Source organism: Clostridium sp. AF27-2AA, from assembly GCF_003478505.1.
GTDB lineage: Bacteria > Bacillota > Clostridia > Lachnospirales > Lachnospiraceae > Brotaphodocola.
In genome coordinates this window covers 134727-155471 of record NZ_QUFI01000004.1, presented here as the reverse complement: position 1 = coordinate 155471, position 20745 = coordinate 134727, and the positions used below count along the sequence as shown (strand labels likewise).

Annotated in this window: 14 protein-coding genes; all 14 read right to left on the bottom strand. The window is 45.2% G+C overall.

Features of this window, described 5'->3' with window-relative positions:
- Positions 1-2: 2 nt before the first annotated feature.
- Positions 3-3260, bottom strand: coding sequence for a DUF3883 domain-containing protein (locus DWY84_RS04150; RefSeq protein WP_118531074.1), 3258 nt, complete (start codon positions 3258-3260; stop codon positions 3-5).
- A 23-nt stretch (positions 3261-3283) separates the two neighbouring features.
- Entirely contained in the window at positions 3284-4135 is an 852-nt protein-coding gene (locus DWY84_RS04145; RefSeq protein WP_118531073.1) for a TIGR02452 family protein, read from the bottom strand.
- A gap of 1 nt (position 4136) precedes the next feature.
- The gene (locus DWY84_RS04140) at positions 4137-5156 is read right to left on the bottom strand and encodes a hypothetical protein (protein WP_118531071.1); all 1020 of its coding nucleotides are present in this window, start codon (positions 5154-5156) and stop codon (positions 4137-4139) included.
- Position 5157: 1 nt separating this feature from the next.
- Positions 5158-7338, bottom strand: coding sequence for a nucleotidyltransferase domain-containing protein (locus DWY84_RS04135; RefSeq protein ID WP_118531069.1), 2181 nt, complete (start codon positions 7336-7338; stop codon positions 5158-5160).
- Positions 7339-7341: 3 nt separating this feature from the next.
- Positions 7342-8022: a hypothetical protein gene (locus DWY84_RS04130; RefSeq protein ID WP_243024749.1), complete on the bottom strand. Its 681-nt coding sequence runs from the start codon at positions 8020-8022 to the stop codon at positions 7342-7344.
- Entirely contained in the window at positions 8019-8621 is a 603-nt protein-coding gene (locus tag DWY84_RS04125) for a hypothetical protein (protein WP_118531068.1), read from the bottom strand. The genes DWY84_RS04130 and DWY84_RS04125 overlap by 4 nt, the downstream gene beginning before the upstream one ends.
- 164 nt (positions 8622-8785) lie before the next feature.
- A complete protein-coding gene (locus DWY84_RS04120) occupies positions 8786-9976 on the bottom strand; it encodes a helix-turn-helix transcriptional regulator (protein ID WP_118531067.1) in 1191 nt (396 codons plus the stop codon).
- Between the two features lie 90 nt (positions 9977-10066).
- Complete coding sequence (locus DWY84_RS04115; protein ID WP_118531065.1) at positions 10067-10873, bottom strand: hypothetical protein; 807 nt, start codon at positions 10871-10873, stop codon at positions 10067-10069.
- A gap of 73 nt (positions 10874-10946) precedes the next feature.
- A complete protein-coding gene (locus DWY84_RS04110) occupies positions 10947-12053 on the bottom strand; it encodes a nucleotidyltransferase domain-containing protein (protein ID WP_118531064.1) in 1107 nt (368 codons plus the stop codon).
- Between the two features lie 231 nt (positions 12054-12284).
- Positions 12285-14579 (bottom strand): hypothetical protein, encoded by a 2295-nt coding sequence (locus tag DWY84_RS04105; protein ID WP_118531063.1) that lies wholly within the window; start codon positions 14577-14579, stop codon positions 12285-12287.
- A gap of 279 nt (positions 14580-14858) precedes the next feature.
- Positions 14859-15584, bottom strand: a complete 726-nt coding sequence (locus tag DWY84_RS04100; RefSeq protein ID WP_118531061.1) for an HNH endonuclease signature motif containing protein — start codon at positions 15582-15584, stop codon at positions 14859-14861.
- Entirely contained in the window at positions 15572-16933 is a 1362-nt protein-coding gene (locus tag DWY84_RS04095) for an AAA family ATPase (RefSeq protein WP_118531060.1), read from the bottom strand. The genes DWY84_RS04100 and DWY84_RS04095 overlap by 13 nt, the downstream gene beginning before the upstream one ends.
- Before the next feature lie 124 nt (positions 16934-17057).
- Positions 17058-19130, bottom strand: coding sequence for a DEAD/DEAH box helicase (locus tag DWY84_RS04090; protein WP_182434907.1), 2073 nt, complete (start codon positions 19128-19130; stop codon positions 17058-17060).
- On the bottom strand, positions 19123-20745 hold the full coding sequence (locus DWY84_RS04085; protein ID WP_118531057.1) for a hypothetical protein: 1623 nt from the start codon (positions 20743-20745) through the stop codon (positions 19123-19125). Before DWY84_RS04085 ends, DWY84_RS04090 begins: the two co-directional genes overlap by 8 nt.

The window sequence follows — 20745 nt, the reverse complement described above, 5'->3', positions numbered from 1 at the left end:
GCTCACTCCCTTGTTTCTTTCCAGAGGTAGCCCTTCTCCACATTCTGCAGCGTCCGGTTGCCGAGATACTGCAGCAGGTTATCGTAACAGCGGTGTTCCACCGCCTCCAGGCTGGCCGGATCACAGATGACCTTCACCAGATGGTAATGCTCTCCCAGCGCGGCTGCATTCACCATCTGCTCATTGGAAATCCGCAGATAACGCCGGTACTGGCTGCGCACGGTACTGGTTTTCACCTCATAAAAATCCACGCGCTCCGCGGCAGGCTGTTCTTCTTTCTCCGGCTGTGTCGTGCGTACCCGGATATCCCATCCGGCCTGGTGGTAATCGGTGCTGTCGGGCTGGTAGATCTCTGCCGTGCGCCCATCTGCCGCGGACAGCTGACAGCAGTGCTCCTCTTCTCTGATCACATCATATCCCTGCTGCCGGAACCCGTCAATCAACTTCTGGTTGAAATACTGTTCTCCGGCCTGACCGATCTCACGGAGCTTTTGCGAAAATTCCTCATTGGAAAGATCTCCGTCAAACTCTTCCGCGTCAAAATCCACATCCTGATCTTCCCCATAAAACAATTCCTGCTTCGCTTCGCTGGAATGCGTTTCCGCATCCTGGATCAGCTTCTTTAACTGTTCCAGCGACTCCACGCCTGTATCCTTCAGCAGTGTCTGGAATTCCTTCACCTTGCGGTTCATCTGAACCGCCGCTCTGGTCGTGAGAAGCTTCATCCGGTCTTCTTCCGTGCAGTAGGACGGGAACAGTTCTTTCACCTCGTTCTCATGTTCCCCAATCCAGCCAAGCAGACGGCTGCAGGCATCCTGGTACTGCGGCTCCGCCAGGGAAAGACTCTTCTCTGACAGAAGCTTCTGAACCGCTTCGTTGATGATATTCGCGGCATTTTTATCCCGCATGACATACATTTCCCAGCGCGGCAGGCAGACCCGGCGGTCCACCAATTCCTGTTCCAGTTCTGTCTCATGCTTCTTTCTGTATAATACCCCGGCAAGAGCCCGGAGTTCCCCATCCACCTGATCTTCCTGAAGATTCATTGCCCTGCAGAAAATTCCTGCCTGATTCAAAACAAGTTCCCGCTCCTTCAGCTTATACAAAGGCAGATAATCTACTGCTGCCCGGTAAAAAACATTTAACCATTCCAGCACCGCACCTTCCCCCAGCCCAAGACCGCCGCGCAGCGCATCCAGTGTAGCACATCTGCTGATCCAGTCACTCAGTCTCCAGAGCACCGCACAATACACGCCCCTCCATATAGAATCAGAAAAGCGTGAATCCTTCACCGGCTCTGCAAGTATGGAAAGATCGGTTTTCCAGCAGGCCTCCATAATCCGTTTCAGGTTCTCATCCGGCCCGCAGGCAATCATGATCTTCCAGAAATTTTCCCGGTATTTACTGAATGTTTTTGTATCAAGCAGGCGCGTGTTCTGAACATTTGCATGGCCGGTAAGATAAGCTACCAACCGCCCGATCTCGTAATCTTCCGGCTGTTTTCCCGGAAGGACCGGGAAATCCGGGTGCAGAAGGCATGAACGGATATGAAGCCGGTCCTCCTCCTGACAAAGTATCTCCACACAGTCAGACGCATCCTTCAGACATTCCGGAATATCCGGATCCACCTTCACCTCAAAAAAGCGTTTCAGGGTAAACTGCTCCGAACGCCCATATTCCTGATCCAGAAACACAGGATGCGTTCCCGCCATGATCTCATTTGCCAGAACCGGTGCCTCCATGGCCGCACGGTACAGCCGCCCCACCCAGGAAAGCACATCCTGCCGCGCGGTATCCAGGCGATACTTCGCATTGTGCTCCGCATTCTGCAAAAGCCGCTCCAGGTTGATCCATTTATCCTTCTCAAGTTCATATCCAACCAGAGCCAGATCCCAGTCCGTATCATCCACCGGAACCAGCAGATCCTTAAATGGCTCTGCCAGCTCCTGCACGGCCTTTCGCTGCTCCTCATTCCGCTCCCGGATCAGGCAGAGTTTTCCCTCCGCAAGGCTGCGTTTTCCAATCCTGGTCGGGAAAATGGGTTCCCGTTTCATACAGCCAAGACAGCCATTGTAGAGCCGTGCGCGCACCCACTGTGCCGACCACTCTTTATTCTCCGGGCAGACCGGCATGGCCACCGCATTCTGCAGACTGCCAAAATCCTGCTCCACCAGATTGTGTAAAAACTGCCCGTACAGAACCACCGCCTGTTTCATGAGTTCCTTATTGCGCAGGGCATCGTGGGAATTAGGATTATCCACCAGGCTGATGCCGCTGCGCGGTTCGTTGGGACACAGAGCCCGGCAGTTGATTACTGTCGGAAACGGGAACTGTTCTGCCCCGATCAGCGGAAAGTCAATGTAGAGTTTCGGAGTCTGTTCCCCTATAGGAAGAATCTGTCCGTCGCTGTACTCACAGGCCACCGTGATCCGCTCCGCGCCCTCTCCCGCAGACTGATACACCAGATGACGCGTGCGATCCCCCTGCAAAAATTCCATGCTGTACAATCCATTTCCCAGTTCCACCGGGGTTCCGTTGGTGTAAACAATCCGTTCCCTGCAGAAATCCGTCTCATAAATCAGCTCCACTGCCCGGATCTGCGGGGAAAATAACAGCGTATACAAAATCGTGTGATCCAGGTCCTCCATGCCGATCCGGGCAATCTCCCGGCTGCGTTCCTGATCGAGATGATACAGAAAGCTGGTATTGTAGCCGGTCAGATCAAACTCCTCGTCCGGGATCCCCTCTGCCTGATCTGCCGCCATAAGCTGTGCCATGGCCCGCTCAATGGCATCCAGAATTTCTTCTTTATTCAGACCACTCCGGTCCAGACAGACGGTAAAGGGCAGATACGGATTGTCATCATTTTTCAGGTACGACGTTAACTCTACTCGTTCACTAAGCTGATAGGTAGACATAAAGCCCGTTCCAAACTGGCCAATGCCCTCACCCGGCTTCTTTGAGGATACCTGATAAATGATAGAAAGAATGTCCTTCACGCTGAATACCTTTCCGTTGTGGGAAAATTCCAGTTCTGTGTCCGACAGACGAATGCGGATGGATACCGGCTCTGGTGTCCCATCCGGCTTTTTGTAAGCCAGATCCCTGGCATTCTGCATCAGCTCAATCAGAAACCGCCGCGCCTGGTTCACATCGGACTCATTGCGGATCCGGTTGATAAACTGCAAAATCTTATTGGCCGCATTGGTGCGGTAAATTCCGGTAATACTGTCCTGTAAAATCTTTGCGTAAATTCCCATGTTCCAATTTTCCTCCAGCTTTTCTATGCTTTGCAATACCCCCGCAGCACCCGCTCAAATACCCGATAATTGTTTTCGTCCCGCGGGGTGCAGTATACGGCAAATTCCAGGTTGCAAAAGGCGTGGAGGTAATCTTTCAGCACATTCTTTGCTGCCATGGCCACGACTTCGGGATTGTTTTCGAAGGCACCGCATCCAAAGGCGCCCAAGATCACCGTTTCCGCTCCTTTTGCCAGTGCTGTGTCCAGCATCCGTCGCAGGCGTTTGTCGTGGATAGCCATCAGTTCCCTGCTTTTCACGGAAACCGCGCGGTTTCCATCCCCGGAGTTGTAGCGGTTGCTGGGCTTCGCCCGCAGGTTCGGTGCAGCGCAGGTGATGACATCCACCGCATACCACTCCGCTTCATCCATGCGCCGCGGCACGGCGGTATCGGTCTTAAACACCAGCACCTCCGGCGTGTAGATGATGTCATCGTTATGAATCGGATTCTGCGCCTGGCGGTGCGGGGTATAAAAACGATTCTGCATCTCCTGGGTTTTCAGGCAGAAATACAGGGTGGAGCAGCGGCAGATGCATTCCTCCTGGGCGCCCGCTCCCGTGGTGACACCGCCACCCGGATTGGTGGCGGACGCGAAATTGTGGACCGCTACCTTCTGGCCTGCATACCCCCGCGCCGCCTCCAGGGTCCGTTTTTTGGAAACCACAACCTTGGCCGGTTTCTCATACCGGTTTTTATCCAGATCCGGCAGCGCATCCGTTTCCAGGATCAGCTCCTGGGCTGCCTGGGATGCTTTCAGGCTCTCCGCGATTTTTCTGTTCGTGCGGCACCACGCCTCCGTATCCTCAAACACCCGAATGTTATCTTCTCTTGCCATGTTATTCTTCTTCCTCCTCTGCCACAGCCATCAGCGCATGGAACATCTCCACCGCCTGTTTTGGCTCATAAATCGTAATCTTCTTTTCGCCCGTATTTACCTCAATTCCAAAAAGGGTAATTTCCGGATACTCCATCACTTCACAGGATTCGTCATGATTTACTGCCAGCGCAAACCAGGAATCCGACGACGATCCACTTAAAACATCATCGAGAAGTTCCTCAAACGTGGGATATTTCACACTGTTGATCTGCCGGTACGTCACCCTCCCGACATCGGTACTGCAGATATACAGCGGAATTCTCCTGTGTTCAAACGCATCCGGGAGATACCTGCATTGATTCACGACAGTATACTCCTTCAAAGGTTCCCCGCGAAGCTCACATTCCAGCTGGCGGTCTCCACCCTTGAAATGCAGGATAAAATCCTCAAACTTCTGTTCTGTTTTTAACGGACAGTACACCATGAACGGCTGATCCTTTTTCGCCTGTTCATAGGCCAGTTTTTCCCGTTCTTTTGTCATGTCGTAAGAATCCCACCGCGCATGGCTGGCAAAACTGTAAACTTCACCCATTGCCCCCTGATATACCTGGTCTTTATAGACAAACTCGACATTTTTCCAGCCAGTCATTCCCGGATATACCGTCTCCACACACATGAATACCTGATACCCTCTGTCCTGGCGGATCAGCCACTCCCACACATTGTCTCCGGCCGCGCCAAATTCCGTGATCAGCTTTGCCGGGCCCTTCTTTTCATAATACAGGACGATCAGGCCAAACTTGCAGCCGGTTGACAGGCAGCTGATGCTGCTTTCCCCAAACGGAGTCACCACCCCGTAATCGCCCTGTCTTTTTGCGGAATCAATGTCCTGCATCAGCGCCAGGCAGTCCGCGTCCCGGAACGCGTTCCTGTCCCGGCTGAATATCCGCAGAAACTCCCGTTCCACTTCCATGGTTTTTGTCAGAAAAACCGTTTCCTTCCCATAAAACGCTTCATCCAGCAATATCACTCTCAGCATATTAGTCCCCCTGTCTGACAACGACTCCGGCCTTCGCCTGATTGTACAGTTCATGGAACCGTTGTACCGCCTGCTCGCTCTGTTCGATCAGGATCTTCTTTTCCTTCTTGTTAACCTCAATTCCGTACAAGACCCGCTCTGTATAGTCTGACGCCTCGTATCCTTTGCCATCTTTGGGGGCATCGTCCACCACCAGGACAAACCAGGAATCATACCGGTCACGATACCGTCCACTAAAAAGCCGTCCCGGACCGTACTGCATACCCGTCATAACCTCAAGATACAGAATCTCTAAAAATGACGAATGTCCTCCGCTCCGTCTCTCCAGAAACTCAGTTCCTGCCGCATTGCTCCCGCAAATATAGAGCGGATAATCTGGACGGTAATTTCTGTCATCCAGGATGTACGGACAGGAATTGACCACCGTATAATCCTCAAAGTCCAGCAGGATCAGTCCCAAATAGATCTCTGCATCCGAAAATCTGCCCGCAAACTCCGCGATCGGAACCTCTTCCTGCACCGGGAAGCTGACATAAGCATCCCGCATGTCATTTTTCCATACGAACTCATGGGAATAATTTTCCTGGTTCTTTGTCATCTTCCATCCGGCTTTTTTCCACTTCTGAAGAATCTCCGAAAGATTTTCCTCATAGCTCCCATACGTTTCAATTCCATCCGTAATCGTGAAATTCTCTATCTCCAGCAGTTCCGGTCCCAGATCCTGTCTTCTGATGTATACCGTTTCTCTTATATTTTCGGAAAGCCATTTCCACACATCAATTCCGACTGTTTTCAGATAAAAACGTCGGCACTGGTATTCCCGCTGATTCCAGTGCAAAAAGGTAAGGCCCAGCTTACAGTCAATGGGCAGACAGAACATCGGCATTTCCCCCTGGGGCGTCACAAGTCCGTAATCGCCCTTCCGCTGTGCACCGGCAAATGTTTTCAGAAAATCCAGGGATTTTTCATCCCAAAACGCGTCATCACCATCCGTAACACCAGCAAATGCTTTGAGATTATTATTTAAGATCCGCAGGAAATCCTGCTCTACGCTGTAGGAGTGCTCATCGGTAAAATCATCATAAAAGAAACGGTCTGTTACGATAAAATCCAGTCCCGCCGCGTCTGCCTGCTCCGTCAGCCTGATTCTCTTTGCCTTCATTCTCCGCGTTTCTTCCCGCTGCTCCTGCTGCAGTTTTTCAACCGGATTCAGACCCCAGCACTCCACCAGACTGCTGATCCAGTCAGAAACAGCCTCCGGCGCCTCCTCCCGGTACATCCAGGTTGTCGTGAGAAGCACCTGAAGCGGAAACGCTCCCATATTCTCCAGTCCGGCGATCGAAACTTCATGAAAAAGTCCTTCTTTTCTCAGGAATTCCACCAGGCTGTCTCTCACCTGCAGCGTGGTCCGCGCATCCTCCCCGCAGACCAGCAGGTCAATATCCGAGGTCTCCTGATACTCCTCCGTGAGAAAACTGCCGTAACAAAATACAGTAAACCAGTGCTCCTTCGGAAGCGTATCCAGAAATGCCCGGATCCTGTCCATGATTGCCCGGCGCTTTTCCAGGGTATCCCGCTCTTTATAAGGAAGGATCCGGCAGTCTTCCGGCAATGCCTGGTAATACCGTTTGGAAACAATACCGGAATTTTCTCCCAGTCCATCTTCCCATAACGCGTCAAAGCAGCTACGCATGGCCCCCGCTATATCCGGGAAATTTTTCTTTGCCTCCATGAGCAGCGGGCAAAAACCATCCCGGACCTTATTGTGTCCTGTTTCCGCGCCGATAGCGCTTATCACCCGTTCCTCATCAAAGCTTATGGTGACAATTGCCCCTTCTTCTTCCCCCACAGGCATCCGGAAAGACTTTTCCTCGTCTATGTCTGTCCCTTTCAGCGTCGCATAGATATGTACCAGCCACTGGACTGTAACCAGAATGTTATAAAAATACAGCAGAAGCAGGTTCTTTTTCTCCTCCCAGCTCAGCATCTGGCAGTCACTGCTTTCGTTCTCTTTGGAACGGATCGTGAAGCAGGCCGATTCGTAACGCAGCTGTTCCACTTCGTTTTCCAGCTCTTCCAGTCTCCCTTCCACCCGCTCACGGATGGAAAATCCAGCCGGTGCGATTCCCTGCTTTTTCTGCTCCGCTTTCAGATTTTCGATGACCCCCTTTAAATTCTGCATATTTTACTTTTCCTCCCGTAAGTAACCAGTTTTGTTATTTTTACTGTTTCCAAGAGATCTTAAGGGATCCGCATAATCGTGAATGCTTTCTATTTCCATTGTCTCAGGATTGCAGATCAGTTTGAGCAGGTGGTAATGCTCTCCGGAATGACGCATTTCAGCGTCAAACAGGCGCACAACATTTTTATACCGGCTTCCGGAGGTGCTGATCTTGATTTTATATTCGATACGTTCATCATCTATCTCTGTATTATCTTCCCGGTGACTATAACATTCGTCGATCAGCTCCGGGTATGACTGCACTCTCAGCTCATTCGTCTTCGGAATGTCACCAGGGAATCTATGGAGCACCGTGCCATTGGTCAGCACCGTCTCGCCCACTTCCCATTTTCTGATGCCAAGGATTTCTGTCACATCGTCACCGACCTGATACTCTCCATCCGGCAAAATGGACAGCGGCTGCACCAGGCCCTGGGAAATCTGGCCTCTGAATTTTCTGGTTTTCAACCGGAAACCGGCGCCAAGCACCTCATCCTGTTTGAAGCTGGTGTCCCGCAGAAACTCAAACTCGTCACACACCGGGAGAAAAGAATCCACCTCCATGTAGACGCACTTGTCGCCCACCTGAAACTCACCCTTGTTCGCCACGCACTGCCATCCAAGGACATGCACGCACTCAATCATATCCGCACCCTCTCTTTCCTCTTCCAGTAAGAGTTTCTCCACTCCTGGCCACGGATAAATGCTTTTGCCTCTGCAATATCCATGGTCTTTTTATTTACCACAAGCTTCGTCGGAATAAACCGCGGCTTCCCATTCTTCTCGTAGCTTTCGCCCTGCATTACAACGACTTTTGCTTTATATTTGTCCGCAATGCGCTCCAGCACGCGCTTCATATCGTACTCATTGCTGATGTTCCAGCAGGGCTTTTCTGTCTGATACCAGATGGCAAGTTCTCTCTGCCTCCACTCCGGTTCCCGCTGTCTGGAGCTGCAGACCACGTAGTCAAACCCATGCAGTCCATGAGGCCCGTCCCCACACGGCTCCCCGGCCCCCTCCAGATTGTAGCGGGTCGGCAGTTCACGCTTCACCGCAAATGTCATCGATGCCTGCGAAATGTCTGCCCTGACCCAGCGCGGAACCCGCGTAGAATAACAGTCTGAATGACCGTGGCTCATCCAGCGCAGACGGTTCACGAAGCGGCTGTGCCAAAAGCGCTGCAGGAACGTCCTGCGGTGTGCAACATAGAAAACATAAGGTTTCACGTACTTTACTTCTGTCATCTTTCTTCAGCTCCTTTACTTTTATTATACTGGACCCAATACTCCCGGTCTATAGTTTTTGGTTATTTCAATGTCTCTTTCAATATTTTGTTAGCATAAAATGTGACATCTCAAGATAAAAAAAGAGAAAACCATACCACGAACGATTTTCTCTTTCCGTACTTTTATAAACTGGTGATTCCGAACATATCTGTTTTGTCTCTCAGCATTTCTCCCTTTCCATCAATGGTAATGTATACCTCCACGATCCTTTCCGGAGATATTTTTCTCTTCACTTTGTAAAAAGCAGTGTACTCCCCCAATGCGCAAGAGCGGACCATTACGCGCTCAGCAATCTCATACAACGGCCTGCTGCGCTTGCTTTTCTCTTCTTCATCCCAATTGTACAGATCCAGGGCATACTGCATCTTTTCCCGCAGATAAATATCTGTCGTATCCCAGACAAAACGCCATCCAGCCCATTCATCCAGATAATCAGAAAGCATCCGCACTCTTCTTCCCACGGTCCGGTTTGATTCTTTTATATAATGTTTCAGTTCTTCTGAAAGATACACATACTTTTGCCCGCTGTATAACTGGCTCTTTTCAATCATATGTTCCCTCTGGTCATCTACAGACAGAATGCTTAACAGCAACAGAAGCTGCCAGTCATTCTCGTCGAATTCCAGATACTGAATCAGATGCAGTCTTAGATATTCTGTGAGTATATGATCCTGCATTTTTCCTTTAAGAGCCGCAATCTGTTCCGTCTCCTCATATCTTTTCGGGCAATCATCAAAAGAAATCGTTCCCTTTGTAATCCATGCGCCCCACTTATTTTTTAATGCGGAAAACAGAGCCATCCGCTCCGAAAAAACCTTGCAGGCTTCCGGATCTTTCATAGCTTCTTCATAACGATTAGCAAAACTGTCCCTCAGACTGTCCAGAATCAAATTCTGTTTATCCACGGGAACATACCGAAACTTAGAGAGAATTTCCTGCTCATGCGGTTTTATTGTATAAAAAACATGAAAATAATCCAGCAAAAGATCCTGTTTCTTCGGATCCAGTCCGGCAAATAATCTGCAGACAGCCTGAGAATAACTCTCTTTTACAATTTTCCCGGCTATTTCTATCATTTCCGGGATACTTCTCTTCACCTTTGTACGCTCATATTCTGCTATTCTCTGTTCTCTGATCAGTTCTTTCACCAAATGCAAAATCTTTTCCTGCTGCTCTGTATCTGGAACCGTTTCCCCGGTAACATATCTGCTTACCGTGCGCGCAGTTACACCGAGCTTTCCTGCTACAGCCGGTCTGCCTACTTTGTTGCTTCTCATCATGTTTTTCAGTTTTTTACCAAATTCGTTATCCATAAACAGCTGATTTCCTTCTCGCTTTTGCGTGTCGCTTTTGTATGTCTCTTTTTTATCCTTATTGCATAGTATGTTTTTTATGCTGAACTGTCAACAGAGACTTCCCTGCTTGCTCCAGATTCCGTCTAACCGTTCCACCAGCACAGGAAATAGAATTTCTCCGAACATGGCACTCTGCATGGGCAATATTCTGTTGTCTGCTAGTTCACAGGCCACAACAATACGGTTTTTATCTTCTCCTACCGTTTCATACAGCAGAGTTCTGCTGCTTTCCCCCTGAAAAACATCCATCTCCTTCAGGCCGTTTTTTCGTTCTTGTACGGTTCCACGCTTACAGACCATACTCTCCTTCCGTTCAAAGGTATCCCATACCATTTCCACAAACTGAATCTGAGGCATCGTTAAGAGTACAAAGGGTACCTGATATCTTAACACTTCACACAGTGCTTTCGCCTGTTTGTAATAATTTTCCGATCCCAATTCAAGACGGATTTCCGTATGGAAAGCAGAATCATCAAATGCCTCCTCCGGTTTTTCTTCCGCGACTGCCTCCAGCACTTCCCTTTTTGCCTTTTCCAAAAACATGAAAATACCTTCTTCCCGGCCAGTTTCCAGGCCCTCCGCATTCATGGAAAAACGTTTATACAGACCACCCTCTTCCAGATAAGAAGAAATGGTAATACCACTTCCATAAAACGGCGATGTCTGCCAAACTGCTCTCATATCATAGAGCAGATCGAGCAGTTCTTCCAGCCGGAACCCTCTCCCATTATGAGAAAGCTCCAGCCTTGTATCCGTAAGCCTGCATCTTACAGCAACCTGTTCCATTCCTTTCTCTGTTTCGCATCCCATTGCTGTTGCTTTTTTCAGAAACCATTTCAAAATCTTTTCTGCCATCTTTGTACGCCTCCTTAGCACAGAAATGTTACCTTTTCTCCCATAAATGACCGTATAATTTTTATTCTACATATTAAACAGCTTCCTGCATATCCGGCTCCATCAGATTTCTGGTTTTTTCCTTTAATATTCTGGTCTTTTCCCGCTGCTCCTGCCGCAGCTTATCCATGGGATCATATCCCCAGCGGTCTACCAGCCTTTTTACCCACTCCCCAAAACAAAGCCGATTCGGGACTTCATCTTCATACAACCAGGTACTTGTCAAAAGAGCCTGTAATGCAAATGGACTTGTATGTTCCAGTCTGGTCACTGGAAGTTCATGAAACAGTCCTTCTTTTTCCAGGAACTGAGCCAGACGGCTCTGTACAGCTAATTCTGTTGTAAAACTATCCGCAATAATCAGCAGATCAATGTCCGAAGTTTCCTGATATCGACTCGTCAGAAAGCTTCCATAACAAACTACGGTAAACCATGCATTCTCCTTGCCTCTGGGCTGTAAATTTTTTCTTGGAATGGAATCTAAAAATGCTTCTATCTTTTTCATAATCTCACGGCGCTTTTTCAGCGTATCACGCATTCCATAAGGAAGCACATAGTAGTCCTCCGGCAGCTTTTTATAGTACTGTGCAGAAATACTTCCCGGAATATCCTCCAGTCCAGCCTTCCACAATTCCCCGAAACATTTCTTAAACAGTCCCATCATATCGGGGAAGTCCACATTATAATCCATAATCACCGGGCATAACAGATCACTGGTATAATTGGGCATACGAAGTAATGACGCCGCCTTCCGAATTCTTTTCTCAGAAAAACTCATGAGAATAATACTCTTTTGCTCCGGTGACACATCATAATCAAAATCATCCGGTCCTTTGATGTTCTTTCCCTTTGAGATTCCAAAAAAACGAACAAGCCACTGCACATCCCACATAATATCCGCAAAAATCAGTAGCATGTCACTTTCTGCCATTTTCATGTCATCCCACACATCCGGACTGATTCTGTCAATATTAAATTCGCCGCTGTGATAAGCCGCTCCGTAACGCAGCCTGGCTATGTCATATTCCAGCTTATCCATCGTGCCTTCCACACGATTGCGGATCGTATATGGCGCAGGTATGATCCCCTGTTTTTCCTGTTCATCTCGTAAATCTTCAATAAACCAGCTTATTCTTTCCATGTTCCGTTGCCTTTCATGTATGTAAATGCTCCGTTTCCTGAGTGTCTGCAGCTCATGCTTATACTTTTATTATAGTTAATCTGTTCTCTCTGGTCTATGGATTTTGGTTATTTCATTGTCTCTTTACCATATTTTTTCGACCTATAATATGACATGATAAGCACATCTTCTCCTATCATTTCACACAGCAGGGTTCTGCTGATTTTCCCTGAATATCTTTTCACGGGAAATTTAACTTTCCACCCACAAATAGCCGTTTTCTTTGTTTTTCAGACGTTCTCCCAGATATCTCAACGGATTCGCGTAATCGCGGATGCTCTCCACCTCCATTGTCTCCGGGTTGCAGATCACCTTGACCAGATGGTAATGTTCTCCACAGCGCGCAATTTCGCACAGCTCTTTGTCAAACAGGCGAAATACCTTTTTATACTGACTGCCCGAAGTGCTCACCTTGATTTTGTATTCACGATTCTCATCATACGTATCCACGCCGCCATCCATATGTGTGCACAGAACATCCATATCATAGCTGTCGTCTCCATGGCTCATATTTCCTGATTTTATCTCCACCATATACCGGTTGTTTTTTGTTGCCATGTAGCAAAAATCGTGATCCTTAATTTGGGTTTTATAGCCTTTTTTCCGGAACTGCCCGACCAGCCATTCGAAGACATAATCTTCTCCCGCTTTTCTGACCTCACCAATGACCCGGTCTTTTTCATCCTGCGAAAGCTTTTGAATGAATTCATCCCCTTCAAAATCCACATCTTTTTCGAAATCATAGCCGAGCCCGCTTTTGATCCCAAAGGCATGCCCGCTTTTGAATTTCGTTCCACAAACTACAAGGTCCAGCAGCTCATCCGCGGAATCAACACCCGCTGTTTCGACAAGTTCACGCAGCCGGTTCGCGTCCTCATTCATTCTGGCGACCGATTTCACGGTCAACAGCTTCGCGCAATCTGCCTCACTCCGAAATTCAGGGAAATAATTCGTGCGCGCTCTGCACGTTCTGTTCGTTTCAAGCCAGCCATACAGCCGTCTGCAGGCCTCCTGAACCTCTTCGCTCTGTTCTGAAAGGGGTTTCGAGGCAAACATACGGTTCAGGCCGTAACTGATCTGTCTTGCTACTTCATAGTTGTCTATCCGGCGTATCGGCCAGTCATAAAGCGCAGACTCTACCCGCATATGCAGCCGTTTTGATTCCATATTGGGATACGAAGTATCTATCCCGAGGCCATCCCTGATCTGTACCAGTTCATCGTTCAAATACCCCAGGATTGCATCCTCCGCCGCGATGCATTTCCCCGCACAGTTCGGAAAAATGGCCTGGGTCATCAGGATTTTCATTGGAAAATACTCCCTGCTCACACTATAGAGATGCCCAAGCCACTGGAACGTCCGCAGTTCATCCATCTCCAGCATGGCGGAAAGCCGCTCCATACATCCACAATCCCGAACGCGCTCCATCATACAGCACAAAACTCCCGCGTATGTTTTCTCCCACATAGATTTCGGGAACCGTTCATCCTCGATCCGTTTCAGTTCGATCGGGATTTCCAGGTTCATTCCCTCTTCTGCCAGTTTTTTTATCTTCTGATCCGGTCCACAGGCCAGAAGAAGCCCCCAGATCTGGTTGCGGGTCTGCAGAAATTCTTCCTCTGCCTCAACTTCCTCTTCCTCGTCATCTAAAAGATAAAGTGGAGGATCCCCGATGGCGTGGACCAGCCGGTCCATTTCAAAAGTCCCGGGCTGATCCCCTTCCACCATGCGAAACAATGGCGAAAGCAAAACGGAACGCAATGCTAATTTTTCCTGACCGAAATCCAGCCGGTCCATGGCCTCGGATATATCCTTCAGACATTCCGGAATATCCGGGTCCTTTTTCACCTCCGTGATCCGTTTCAGAACAGGCGGGTCAACCTGGTTTACAAAAATGGCCACATTGCCCGCCATGATCTGATCCGCCAGCTTCCTGTTCTTCATGGCCGCCTTGTACAACTCATAAATCCAGACCGTGTGCTCCGTTCCCGGATCCTGCTCTATCAGGTAATCCAGAATCTCCTGGGCATGCTCCAGCAGGTAAGCCAGGCTGATCTGCTTCTCCTCCGGAACCGGATAGCCGGAAAACACCTCTTCCCAGTCTGTCTGATCCACCGCCGGGAGAAACAGATCCACGGAAGCCAGAAGCTTCTTCGTGACTTCTCTCTCCTCCGCCGTCTCCCCCACCACAATGCAGACCCGGTCATCGTTCAGGCATTTCTTTCCGTCTCTGGTGAGAAACAGCTTCTCTCTGCTGATCAGTTCCAGACAACGCTCAGAAAACTCCTCCTGCTCACAGCCTTTTTCCCAGGCAGACACTCCTTTCCGTTTCGGAATGCGGACCGCATTCTCCACACCCTCAAAACCCTCCTCGACCAGGTTGTGAAGGAAATGCCCATATAACCTCACCGCCAGGGAAAGGGCATCCTGATTATCCATACCCGCGCCGGACATGGCATGGGGATTTTTGTAGTTAGACATTTGCATATTTAGCGTCCTCCTTTTGTGTGGTTAGACATTTTTTCTGTGGTTTCTCGTTGGTTTATTGGTTAAAATTGTTGTTTTAGACTTATTTTTGTGGTTTTATATTGTTTTCGTTGATTTAGACATTTAATTTTTGCAGTTTGATATGTCTAATATTATGTCTATTTTCATCTTTCTTAGACTCTATTTTAGAACGTAGATGTGGAAATGTCAATGGGGTTTTGAGAATTTTGATTAAACCGGTGGTTGAAAAAAGAGGATGACATCACGGCGGAGGTGATGTCATCCTCTTGGGGAGGGGAGTATTATTTTTTTAGTTTTTCCTGATTCATCATAATCATAGCATTCTTTTCTTGTTCCAGGGAAATAATCTATCAGTGCTTTAAGAATTTCCGGTTCTTCCGAAAAAGCTGTCATCCAGACCGAAACGAAACCATCCTCCGCAGCAGTCATTAAGATTTGTTTTTTCATATCCTCTTTAAACAAGTCCGGAGCATCTTTAATATGCTGCCAATGAGTGAGGGACTGCAGCGCCCTATGATAAGAAGCATTTCGATTCAAAAATCTTCTGTCTTTCTCACCATTTTCCCGGGCAGGCTTATTGCCTAAGCCAACGGCCTCATATGTATTAACCGCCCTTTGATAAATAGTTCCAGTTGGATCAAGATCTTTCAGTTCTGTTTCATTGACCATAGGATATCCATTTTTATAAGTATAGGCAATGGCTGTATTGTCTTCATCCGGCCATAAATACCATTTTTTATCCTGTGGCGCTACCTTGTCCTTCTTTCTGGTATTGCAATACTTGCAACTCAGAAGAAGATTTTCCCATTCCGTCAATTCTCCTCCGAGGCCTTTTGAAACCTTATGTTCTACCTCCGGCACATGTTTAATTGACATTTCACAATATGAATAATATAAACCTATTCGTTCCCGCTGAAACGGGATCGCGTCCTGATACCTGTTTATATTTTCATAAGGTGAATCCCCTTTATCTACTGCTCGCATTTCTTTGCTTTCCACGCTTTCTCAATATACTGCTGATGCACCCATGCCATATAGGCAGGGTTTTCACTGTATTCTGCTTCTAATCTGGCCAGTTCTTTTCCAAGCTCGTCAATTTCTTCCTGTGTCCGGGCTTCTTCCAGAGCGGCAAAATACTTTCGGGCCGCTTCATAAATTTTCCGCTTCTTTTCACTATACTGCGGCAGAACAACTCCCATAATCTCCTCAGCTATATCTTCCAATCCTTCGCCGGAATACTCGCTGTCTAATGGCTGATCCAGCGTGATCAGTTCTCCTTCTTCCAGAGACTGAATGATAAACGGAGAATGGGTCGCGCAGATAAACTGTATCTTTGGAAACTGTTCCTTTAAAATTCTGATAATCCGTTTCTGCCAGGTTGGATGCAGGCTCAAATCTACTTCATCAATCAGGACGATTCCCGGTGTTTCTTTCAAAGCCCTTTCTTTTAAATAAGGATTCAGAATGCACATTCTTGTGGCAATATCCAGCATAATCTTGATAACATTCCGGTATCCATCACTCAGCATCTGAAATGGAAGAACCGTTCCTTCTTCAGTTTTCAGCGCAATGATGTCCTCCTCAAACTTCGTCGAAAATATAATTTCTTCTCCTGGCTTCAGTTCCTCCCGGAATGCTTCATTGACAGCCTGCTGAATGGCCTCATATGCCGGAAACAGCTTTCCGTCATTTTCTTCCATGGCAACCGTCTTTAATGTCTGAATATAGCGGAATGCAAGATCCAGTCCATGCTGCACATCCAGACAATGGCTATACGCATCAGTCCTGCTGAAAACACCCTTTTTCACAGACGTTTTATTTCCATCTTTCCATAATCGTGCACTGCTCAGATACAAAACCAGTGGAAGAACCACATCTTCATCGGAATGGTCCGCCTCTGAAATCTTTCGTTCCCACTCTACCACAGTCGGCTGCATGGGATTGGAACCGCCAAATTTCGTGCGGGCATCTTCTTTCAACACCACCCTCTGAAATTTGATAGGTTCTTCTGATTTATCCCATTGCGCCGTACAGGAAACTCCACTTGGATACTGCGGAACCATTCCGGTTGTAAGAATAGTATTATCATCTGAAATCTGTGCTTTCCACCGTACATCTCCGGTCTTGATGTTAAAAACAAACCGGGACGGCACATAAGTTTTAAAAGCTGCAAGATACGCTCCCAGCATTACATTCGCGGCCTCTAATACAGTGGTTTTTCCAGAGCCGTTTTTCCCTGCAAATACATTCATTCTTGGATTTAACGTAAACGTCTCGTTCTCAAATCTTCTGTAATTGGCAAGATTTAATTCCTGGATGTTAAATTCACACATATTTCTGCCGCCTTTCAACTGGTGTCTTTTTGATTTTAACTATAGCATTTTCATGGGGCGATTGTCAATTTTGTGGTTTGTGCAGAGCAAATGTATACATATATACTCACGATAAACGCACACATCATCTTTTGATAATTTCTTTCACGATTTCCAGTGGAATATACTTCTGAATATAATCATCCCACTCTGGCAATTTTTCTGTTTTTCCTAAATTAACATCTGGATTCAAATACTCATATCCAACATCAACAGAATCTTTAATCTCCAGTTCATCCAAACCTGAAAGATTTTGTGTATCTTTTAATTGTTCTATCAATTTTGAATAATTTTCTATCACAGGTCCCAGGCTCGTCCTTTTCCTGCCATTTTTCCAGATTTCTTTGACTTTTTCCTTATCAACTTGAATTTTGTAATGATATTCTTTCTCTCCTTCCTTACCACATGCTACTGCAATAGCACCTAAAACATCTTCATGTGTATCTCTGAATTCTTCTTTTTTCTTGCAGAAAGCTTCTTCATCCTCACGTTTTTCCATATCTTTATTTTTCTTAGCAAGCAGATCACATACTTCTTTTATAATATCTTCCGCTTCTTTCTTTTCAAGTTCGTTAAAACGCTCCTTCCATACTTTCCTGTCCGTGCTTTGACTTTCATTCTCAAGAATAAATATAATCAAATCATCCTTTATCTTTTTCTTTTCAGTATCTTTATTCTCACAATTCTCCAGCGCTTTCTTTACCGCGTTCTTAAATGAATTTTCAGATGAATTTTCCTCTGAAATCTCCATTTTGCTGACAAGCCCTTTTTCCTGGTAGTATTTCACTATTTTAAGTTTTCCAAGAATAAAACGATAATAGACAGTAGTATCATATGTTTTATTCACAATAAAATTATAAATAAAAATTTCATCCTGCTGACCTACTCTGTCGATTCGGCCTATACGCTGCTCCAGTATTGCCGGATTAAAGGGAAGATCATAATTAATCAAGACTTTTGCGCATTGAAGATTTACTCCTTCCTTTAACATATCACTGCATACCATAATTGCTTTTGAAGCTTTCTTAAACCGTTCTATCACCCCTTCCTGTTCAGTCAAAGTGCTCAATCTTTCTTCATACTTTTTTTCATCCTCCCTGCCTTCTTCCGGTATCTTAACCGGAATGGAGAACAGCTTATATTCTTCACCCAAATGCTTAAATAAATATGCGCAAAGATGCTTACACGTTTCCAGATAATGTGCAAACACGATAATTTTATCCTGATCCAGCCTTCTTATTTTCTCCACTAGCTTCTTCGCTTTACTATCATCCTCCTCATCTAATTCCTCTATTTTCGTATCATCACACTTCAATTCTTCATTCTCATCCCATATTTCTTCAAAATCTTCTTCTAACCCATTCATAAACTCAATTTCATTATTATTGTAACATTGCTGCAGAGCATATAAACTGCTTGAACCTATATGCCTATACACAGTCTTGCCAAATTCGTCATCACGGACCGAATCTGTGGTGTCATAAAATTGCTGTTCTTTTTCATTTAAATCACAGTAAACACTCTCTATTTTTCTTATTGCACCACCAGGAAATGCCTCTGCTTTTTTGTTATGCACAACAACAGGCGTTTCACCAAACAGTTCCATTTCAGTTTCCCAATCCGCATAGCTGTTATTAATCGGCGTTGCTGACAAAAACAACTTATGACAACCATTATTATTTCTTAATAATTCGTTTAAGTATCGATACCTCGCTGATTCCCTGTTTCTGTAATAATGTACTTCGTCAACTATTATCATTTCAAATTTTGAATTAGATTTTTCAGAACATTTCTTTAATTGAGATAATGGTAATATATATACCTGATAACAGCCACGATCAAGCTCACCATTTTCTGCTATCTTAGCTGAAATATGAAATAATTTTTGTAATTGTTCCTTCCACTGGATACACAAAAACTTGGGCACTATGATTAAAATTTTTGCAGAATTGTCGTATTCCCTTTCCAGTTTTTCCTTAATAATAATGCCTACCTCAATAGTTTTACCTAGTCCAACATCATCTGTAATGAAAATATTTTTTTTATTTTCTTCCCAGTAGCATCTATACGCATCATATTGAAAAGGATTAAATCTGATTGGACAATTCAGTAAAGCATATGGAAGTGGAAATTTTTTTGGGGCAGATTTATCACACATTTTCATTTACTCCATTCGTAGAAATTCCTTTTTCCCATTTTTCTAATAAATATCTATGTATCAAACTTGGTTGAAATCTTATTTCATATGGCTTATCCAAATATTTTTCTTTAATATAAAATTTTAATGTTACATCGTCATTATTGCTGATAAATTCTACTTTCTGCGCATAATAAAACAAATCCGCGCAGGAATTGCAACACAAAAAATGATATACTTTTTTTCTTTTTTCATCTATAACACGTTTTATTCTCATGGTTGAAAGTTCTGTAATTACTAACCTTTTACATAATGGACAAGTTCTCGCATATCCGGCAAGAAATTTTTCTCCTGTATAACAAGGTTCCATCAGCAGTTTTTTTCGTTCTTCAATGCCTTTACTATTCCAGCATTCCTCTGCAAAATTATCTTCATTCCATTTTTCCTTTAACCTTTTATATTCATCCTCCTCTATCTCCTCCACATTACAAGACCATGTATCATCATAGGTTGTCATTGTATATTGACGTTCTTCCAATGTTATGTCCAAACAATCACTCAGATATTTTTTTATACATTCACGATATCTTCTGGGATCACGCATACCAAACAGATATACCTCTTTTTTATCCTTATTCATTTTCATTACTGTATATCCAATGTCACGCTCTTTTATCTCTCCAATCTTAAAATCTGTATTCTCAATGTACTTATCAAGATTACCCTTAAGTCTTAATTCTTCTTTAATATCATCCAGTACTTCTTTCAGAACATCATTTTCAGAACCATCACTTGTCCTGAGTTCATCACACAAAACAATCAATGCAGCTGCCTTTGATATCTTATTAATAATGTCCGAATACTTTTTAAGATCACCTTCTTTCAATTTCAATTCCAATGGGTCATTGACATTTTGTTCACTTCCATTTAGACGATCCAAACAATCCATAATTTTTTCTATATAAGTTTCCTTCATATCCTGATTACAGATTTCTACCATACGTTTCAAGATTTTCCAACGATTTTCATCAACTTTTTCAAATCCATAATGCAAAATAGCAAAAGAATTTATAGCTTGTAATGAATCTTGCTGGAGAAACTCTTCAAAACTTTTTCCTCCACATAACTGCAAATAATCGCTATCGGGTATTTTATCATTTTTATCATAATACTCTTCGTCTACAAAAAATTTTTTTATCTCTTCGTCGGGAGGATTGGCATCAAATTTTTGTCTATAAAAAATCATGCCTTTTGAATATTTAAATTCCCCGCTTAGCAATTTTAATGGTATATTTTTTCCTTCGAGACTTTTATCCTTTTGTTCACTTTTCTCCTTTCTCCAAAAGCGCTCGTATGTTAAATAATCTAATGATTTACATAACTCTTGATCTTCTTCTACCTCCTTACTAAGAAGGTCTTCCGCAACATCATTGAGTTCTGATTCATCTTTTAAATCTATAAGCTCCGTCGGTATTTTATAGCTCTGATCTCCTTGAATAAACTCTTCAAAATCCTTTCGTTCAACGTCTTTGAATTTATCAGGCTTTTCTATTTCTTTGACAATTCCTTTATTCAATAATATTTGTTTCACCTGCAAATCAAAGTCTTCTAGAAAATACATTTTCATAGCATCCAA

Coding starts and splice junctions, on each gene's coding strand:
- DWY84_RS04115 (WP_118531065.1), bottom strand. CDS start 10,873: ATGGCAGAAAAGATTTTGAAATGGTTTCTGAAAAAAGCAACAGCAATG.
- DWY84_RS04090 (WP_182434907.1), bottom strand. CDS start 19,130: ATGTGTGATAAATCTGCCCCAAAAAAATTTCCACTTCCATATGCTTTA.
- DWY84_RS04125 (WP_118531068.1), bottom strand. CDS start 8,621: ATGACAGAAGTAAAGTACGTGAAACCTTATGTTTTCTATGTTGCACAC.
- DWY84_RS04130 (WP_243024749.1), bottom strand. CDS start 8,022: ATGATTGAGTGCGTGCATGTCCTTGGATGGCAGTGCGTGGCGAACAAG.
- DWY84_RS04110 (WP_118531064.1), bottom strand. CDS start 12,053: ATGGAAAGAATAAGCTGGTTTATTGAAGATTTACGAGATGAACAGGAA.
- DWY84_RS04120 (WP_118531067.1), bottom strand. CDS start 9,976: ATGGATAACGAATTTGGTAAAAAACTGAAAAACATGATGAGAAGCAAC.
- DWY84_RS04150 (WP_118531074.1), bottom strand. CDS start 3,260: ATGGGAATTTACGCAAAGATTTTACAGGACAGTATTACCGGAATTTAC.
- DWY84_RS04135 (WP_118531069.1), bottom strand. CDS start 7,338: ATGCAGAATTTAAAGGGGGTCATCGAAAATCTGAAAGCGGAGCAGAAA.
- DWY84_RS04100 (WP_118531061.1), bottom strand. CDS start 15,584: ATGCGAGCAGTAGATAAAGGGGATTCACCTTATGAAAATATAAACAGG.
- DWY84_RS04140 (WP_118531071.1), bottom strand. CDS start 5,156: ATGCTGAGAGTGATATTGCTGGATGAAGCGTTTTATGGGAAGGAAACG.
- DWY84_RS04145 (WP_118531073.1), bottom strand. CDS start 4,135: ATGGCAAGAGAAGATAACATTCGGGTGTTTGAGGATACGGAGGCGTGG.
- DWY84_RS04095 (WP_118531060.1), bottom strand. CDS start 16,933: ATGTGTGAATTTAACATCCAGGAATTAAATCTTGCCAATTACAGAAGA.
- DWY84_RS04105 (WP_118531063.1), bottom strand. CDS start 14,579: ATGCAAATGTCTAACTACAAAAATCCCCATGCCATGTCCGGCGCGGGT.